We start from the raw sequence: 6,330 nt of genomic DNA, 5'->3' as shown, positions 1-6,330 counted from the left end.
GTAGCTTGCTTCCACGGAGTGGTACGCTAACGCACTTGGTTGTGTTGACCTACCTAATTTTATGCGAACTTGATCACCCAGTGTATGGTTTAATTTTTCCCAAACTCCCTTGCGTTGCCATTTACGGTAATAGCTGTATACCGTTGAGCTTGGCGGGAAGTCCCTCGGAAGCATATTCCATTGGCATCCAGTTTTCAAATGATAATAGATGGCATTGCATATTTCACGCATATCTGTTGTGCGTGGATGCCCTCCTTCTTTAGCTGGTGGAATCAAGGGAGCCAAGATTTCCCACTCTATATCAGTTAAATCTGTGGGGTAAGACTTTCGCGCCAATACCGACTATCTATGTAAATACACTGCACATGAAGTATTTTATCGTTATCAGAACTCCTTTCTCCTGGCTTTTAGATTTACTTTATAAATAGCCTCTTAACCACATTATACTTTTTAGGTTTAAGGCTAAATAATTGGCAGTAGACACAATTAAACGTAACTATATTTTTATCATCTTTTATCCTTTGGTAGCAGGTGCGGCTCTCTTAGTAAGTAGATTAAAACTAAATGCACTTGATATCTTGAAGCATGGCTAAATGCTTATTAACAGGTGCAAGTGTATTTGCAGCAATCATCCCACTGGCGGCAACTGCTGGTAAACCAATGCCGGGAAATGTCGAGTCTCCACAGCACATCAGCCCTGGTAAAGGTGTGCTGGGGCCGGGAAACATACTACTTCCAGCCTGAATTGCTGGGCCATAAGAACCTTGATGACGGCGGAGATAACGCTCGTGGGTTAGAGGTGTACCAACAAGTGTGACTTCACAACGAGAGCGAATATCTGGAATGACCCTTTCTAAAGCTTGCCACATTACCTCTGCACGCGATCGCTTTTGTTCGGCATATTCTTGGCTCCTCCTATCCATTCCTTGCCAGATAGAGTATGGTTCATTACCAGGTGTATACACATGAATAACGTGCTTACCTGGTGGCGCTAAGGATGGATCGAGAACTGAAGGAATTGATATCACTACAACATTCTGAGGTGCTGTTATTCCCAATTCCCAGTCATTAACCACGATGTAATGACACCGCAAATTTGATTGTAATCCTTGAGCATCAATGCCTAAATGCAGGTGCATAAAGCTATCACACTCAGGTGTCGCCTGTCGTTTAGCGCGGTACTGCTTGGGTACTGCCTTTTCTGGTAGTAACTTCAGTGTGTCCCAAACCGAGGCATTAGAAATCACTGCCCGCCGCGCTCGAATTTCGGAGCGATCGCGCAGACGCACACCCACCGCCCGATTCCCTTCTACAAGCACTTCTTTTACATGAGCGCCCAGCATTAGCTTCCCACCGTGACGCTGCAATCCTTGTACAAGGGTGTCAACTAAAGCACCACTACCACCAATGGGATATTCCAGGATTGCATCTGGCCGATACCAGTCCGCAAACATAAATCCTACCTCTGCGGTACTAGTGCCATCTGCTGGCAATCCCGAAAGTAGGAAACACAGCAAATTGAGCCAGTTTCGCGTAAATCGATCTTTAACAACCCCATCCATAATCCGGCTGAAGGGGCCCGTCAGCTTAAGCATATTTGCCAGATGTTTTGTCAGAGATGGGATAAACGGGCCCACAGTTCTAACTGCACCAAAATCAAAGCGTAATGCCGCTGGTGACATAGAAGTTGCTGCACTAGCAAATGGTTCCATAACGCGCTGGAGTTCTTGCCATTCGGCTACAGCATCATGTCCCCGGAATTTCATCAGCACTTCACAAAATTGCTCCGCACCAACCGACGTGTCAAAATTACCTTCTGGTACACAACAACCCCAAGTATCGTAAGTTACGCATGGTAATTCCGAACCAATTGCATCTAACACTTGTCGCAGAGGGTTGGCAGATGGGCTGTAAGATAGTCCAGAGTAGAGGGACGGGCCCGAGTCAAATTTGAACCCATTGCGCTCAAAAGCATGAGCAGCGCCTCCAGCAATGGAGTGGCTTTCGCAGACTATCACATCAAAGCCATACCGTGCCAAAACAGCAGCACAACTCAAACCGCCAATACCGCTACCAATGACGACTACATCTGTGTTTTGCATATCTCTGATGTTTGCAACAATAAATCAAAACAGTCGGGGAAACTTGGATGATATCATTCGCTCCTCCATCTATAAACCGCTCTAATTGGTTAATATCATCACTAAGGATGGACATAAAACCGCCAGTACTGCGTTATTGAAATTAAAAATTTGATTCAGACAGACTAATGAGAAGCTTAAACTAGTAACTGAGTTTACCCAAGCTAAAGTAAAACTTCTGACTTAGCACTAGGGATTGGGGACTGGGGACACAACGACTTGCTCAGTGCATCGCTGGGGACTAGAAAAAGAAGACAAGGAGAAAAACAATAACTCTTCATGACTAACGACTAATGACAAATGACTAATGACTAATGACCAATGACTAATTCATATTGGAGAAAGGAATTTGAAAAATCAGCAATTTGGAAATTGGCAAAGCACAGTTTTAGGAATTGTGTTAGCAACACTAGTGGTTCTGGGACTAAATTCCTTTATCATTATTAACCCAGGACAAGCGGGAGTGATCAGCATTTTGGGTAAAGCGAGAGATGGGGCATTATTGGAAGGGATTCATGCAAAACCGCCTTTTATCTCAGTGATAGATGTGTATGATTTGACTGTGCAGAAATTTGAAGTGCCAGCAGAGAGTTCTACTAAGGATTTGCAAAATTTATCTGCAAGATTTGCGATCAACTTTCGCCTCGATCCCATCAAGGTAGTTGAAGTTAGAAGGAAACAAGGAACCTTAGCAAATATTGTATCGAAAATCATTGCACCACAGACCCAAGAAGCATTTAAAATTGCAGCTGCTAGAAGAACAGTAGAAGAAGCAATTACCAAAAGAAGTGAGTTGAAAGAAGACTTTGATGAAGCACTAGGCGATCGCTTAGACAAATATGGGATAATTGTGTTAGATACTAGCGTAGTTGATTTAGCATTCTCACCAGAATTTGCCAGAGCAGTGGAAGAAAAACAAATTGCTGAACAACGGGCGCAAAGAGCCGTTTATGTAGCACGGGAAGCAGAACAAGAAGCACAAGCAGATGTCAATCGTGCCAAAGGTAGGGCAGAAGCTCAAAGACTTTTAGCAGAGACACTCAAAGCTCAAGGAGGACAGTTAGTTCTCCAAAAAGAAGCAATTGAAGCTTGGAGAACTGGCGGCGCTCAGATGCCCAAAGTCCTTGTTATGGGTGGTGACTCAAAAGGCGGTGTCCCCTTCATATTTAACCTTGGAAATGTCCAAAATCAACCGTAAAAAGAGTAGGCATTAGATAATAAAGTCCAAAATTATGGAATTTGCTCTAACCTCATACAAATTCCATAACATTTGGACGATTTACAATCCAAAATCTAAAATCCAAAATAGTATAAGTTGGACTATAGCGGTTCCCATTCAAATGCGGTACAAGATTATATTGCGAGGTGTAGGGGCACGGCACTGCCCATTGGTGTCAACTTAACGTGAAAGCCATGTCCCGCAAGGAACTGAAGTTCCTTGCTAATAGCGAAAGTCTTCTATTGATGACTAAATAATCCGAATAATCTTTAGTCTACTTCAGTAGACTTTAGCTATTAGCCTAGAACTTTAGTTCGAGGCGGGCTAGGAACCTAACAGTGAAGCTACTTTTAGCTTAAGTTGACACCAATAGGCAGTGCCGTGCCCTTACGGGTGTACCTTACGTAAATGAGAACCGCTATAGTACCAACTCCAACACAATCGAAAAGCCAACAAGTCAATAATCGAAGTTTATGTCAACCCCCAATCCTCAAAATCTCACCGCCGAAGAAGCGAAAAAATTACTGAATAAATTTAACTGTCTAGACATCGCGCCCATCCTCAAGCCATCAGAAAAAGCAGTAATTCGTGATGCCCTAATTTTGGTTACTAAACTTGCTGATTATCAAATTTTAGGAATTTGTGCTGATACAGCAGAAGAAGGAATATTAGCAATGAAGACCTATTCTCTAGCTTTGGGTTATGAGCCACCAGACAATTTACTGACACCTGAAGGCCCAGTTTATATCAAATTAAATGGTAAAAATGGCTTGTGTTATCTCGATTCTTATGCTGGACATCATCGTGGCGTACTAGTGTCTTGTCAGTCTTACGACGAAGACGGAATCAACGAAATGTATGGACATCTCCCCTTGGATTTATTTGTATAGACCTCGGAGAATGTAGGTAGGGTATGTGCCTTACCTACTAACTAATAATCAATGAAAAGTTTCTAAATTTTATGAGTATTATTACACTACAATCAGTTAAAAAAGACTTTGGCATCAAAGAAGTTTTAAAAGATGCCAGCTTTAGCCTCGATGCTACCGATAAAGTTGGTTTAATTGGTACTAACGGTTCAGGGAAATCAACCCTATTAAAAATGATTGCCGGGTTAGAACCGATTGATAGCGGTCAGATTTTAGTCAACTCTGGTTCTAGAATTATCTACTTACCCCAGCAGCCAGATTTAGATGAAAATCACACAGTTTTAGAGCAAGTTTTTGCCGACAGTGGCGAACACATGGCTTTGGTGCGTGAGTATGAAGAACTCTCAGATAAATTGGCTCACTATCCAGATGATAGCCAACTGATGTCTCGCCTTTCTGTGGTGATGCAAAGAATGGATACAAGCGGTGCTTGGGAATTAGAAACCAACGCTAAAATCATCCTCACAAAATTAGGAATTTCTGACTTTGACGCCAAAATAGGAACTTTATCTGGAGGCTATCGCAAGCGGATTGCTTTAGCATCAGCGTTGCTAGCAGAACCCGATGTTTTGCTCATGGATGAGCCGACAAACCATCTGGATGCTCTTTCTGTAGAATGGTTACAAAGTTATTTAAATCGCTATCGCGGCGCACTTTTTCTCATCACCCACGATCGCTATTTTCTAGACCGCGTTACCAATCGGATCATTGAAATCGACCGAGGCGACATTTACACCTACACAGGTAACTATTCATATTACCTCGAAAAGAAAGCTTTAGCCGAAGAATCTGCCGTAAGTAGTCAACGTAAACACCAAGGGTTGTTGCGGCGCGAGTTGGAATGGCTCAAAAAAGGGCCGAAAGCCAGAAGTACCAAGCAAAAAGCTCGAATTGACCGCGCTCACGCTCTGCGGGATACTGAATTTAAACAAGTTCAGGGTAAAGTTGATATTTCTACAGTTGGTCGTCGCATTGGCAAAAAGGTTATTGAATTAAATAACATTTCTAAAGCCTATGATGGACGTACCCTGATTAATAATTTCACTTACGAATTTAGCCCAGAAGACCGCATTGGCATTATTGGCGCTAATGGTGCTGGTAAATCTACTTTAATGGATATTATTACTGGTCAGATTCAGCCAGATTCAGGTGTTGCAGAAATTGGTACTACAATTCACATTGGTTATTTTGACCAGCATTCTGAAGAATTGCTCACAGCTTTAAACGAAAATCAGCGAGTGATTGACTACATCAAAGAAGAAGGAGAATTTATCAAAATTACCGATGGAACTCAAATTACTGCTTCGCAAATGTTGGAGCGGTTTTTGTTTCCTGGTAATCAACAGTATGCCCCAATTAATAAACTTTCGGGTGGTGAAAAACGCCGTTTATTTCTGTTGCGGGTTTTGATGAGTGCGCCGAATGTGTTGATTTTAGATGAACCGACAAATGATTTAGATGTTCAGACATTGGCAGTACTAGAGGATTATTTAGAAGATTTTGTTGGGTGTGTAATTGTAGTTTCTCACGATCGCTACTTTCTCGATCGCACTATCGACACAGTATTTTCCTTTGAGGAAGGCGGTAATCTGCGGCAATATCCAGGTAATTACTCAGTTTATCTGGACTATAAGAAGGCTGAAGAGGCACAGCAGCAAGCTGCAAACGCTAAGGAGAAGCCCAAAAATGCCGAAGTCCAAAATGGTGCAGCTTCACCCAAGGATGGAGAGAATACCAAGCGGCGGAGATTATCCAATTGGGAGAAAAAAGAATTTGAGCAGTTGGAAGGTAAAATTGCCAAGTTAGAGGCAGAGAAGGCGGAAACCGAGAAAACGCTGGCGAATGTCTCACCGGGGAATTATAGCCAAGTGCAGAAATTGTACGATCATGTAGAAAAGCTCAAGCACGCGATCGATGTGGCGACTGAACGCTGGTTAGAATTGGCGGAGATGGAGTCTTAATAGGCCATGTGCAACTTATTCTTGGAACCCCTCTCCAAACCTCTCCCCGAAACGGAGAGAGGCTTTGATTCTTGCTCCCC

Annotated in this window: 5 protein-coding genes; 3 read left to right on the top strand and 2 right to left on the bottom strand. The window is 42.8% G+C overall.

Features of this window, described 5'->3' with window-relative positions; translation table 11 throughout:
• A partial coding sequence (locus VB740_RS16670; protein WP_323201079.1) for an IS5 family transposase occupies positions 1-336 on the bottom strand: 336 nt, incomplete at its 3' end.
• 224 nt (positions 337-560) lie between these two features.
• Complete coding sequence (locus VB740_RS16665; RefSeq protein ID WP_323201078.1) at positions 561-2,102, bottom strand: NAD(P)/FAD-dependent oxidoreductase; 1,542 nt, start codon at positions 2,100-2,102, stop codon at positions 561-563.
• 388 nt (positions 2,103-2,490) lie between these two features.
• Between VB740_RS16665 and VB740_RS16660 the strand changes: the two genes are divergently transcribed.
• The 3 genes from VB740_RS16660 (at position 2,491) to VB740_RS16650 (ending at position 6,250) form a co-directional block, all read left to right on the top strand.
• Positions 2,491-3,339, top strand: coding sequence for a prohibitin family protein (locus VB740_RS16660; protein WP_190911694.1), 849 nt, complete (start codon positions 2,491-2,493; stop codon positions 3,337-3,339).
• Positions 3,340-3,833: 494 nt separating this feature from the next.
• Entirely contained in the window at positions 3,834-4,250 is a 417-nt protein-coding gene (locus VB740_RS16655; protein WP_323201077.1) for a DUF1824 family protein, read from the top strand.
• A 71-nt stretch (positions 4,251-4,321) separates the two neighbouring features.
• Positions 4,322-6,250 (top strand): ABC-F family ATP-binding cassette domain-containing protein, encoded by a 1,929-nt coding sequence (locus VB740_RS16650; RefSeq protein WP_323201076.1) that lies wholly within the window; start codon positions 4,322-4,324, stop codon positions 6,248-6,250.
• The last annotated feature ends 80 nt before the right edge of the window (positions 6,251-6,330 follow it).

Origin of the sequence: Nostoc sp. UHCC 0251 (genome assembly GCF_034932245.1) — a bacterium.
GTDB lineage: Bacteria > Cyanobacteriota > Cyanobacteriia > Cyanobacteriales > Nostocaceae > Nostoc.
This window is presented reverse-complemented; position numbering and strand designations above follow the sequence as displayed.

Coding starts and splice junctions, on each gene's coding strand:
- VB740_RS16665 (WP_323201078.1), bottom strand. CDS start 2,102: ATGCAAAACACAGATGTAGTCGTCATTGGTAGCGGTATTGGCGGTTTG.
- VB740_RS16655 (WP_323201077.1), top strand. CDS start 3,834: ATGTCAACCCCCAATCCTCAAAATCTCACCGCCGAAGAAGCGAAAAAA.
- VB740_RS16650 (WP_323201076.1), top strand. CDS start 4,322: ATGAGTATTATTACACTACAATCAGTTAAAAAAGACTTTGGCATCAAA.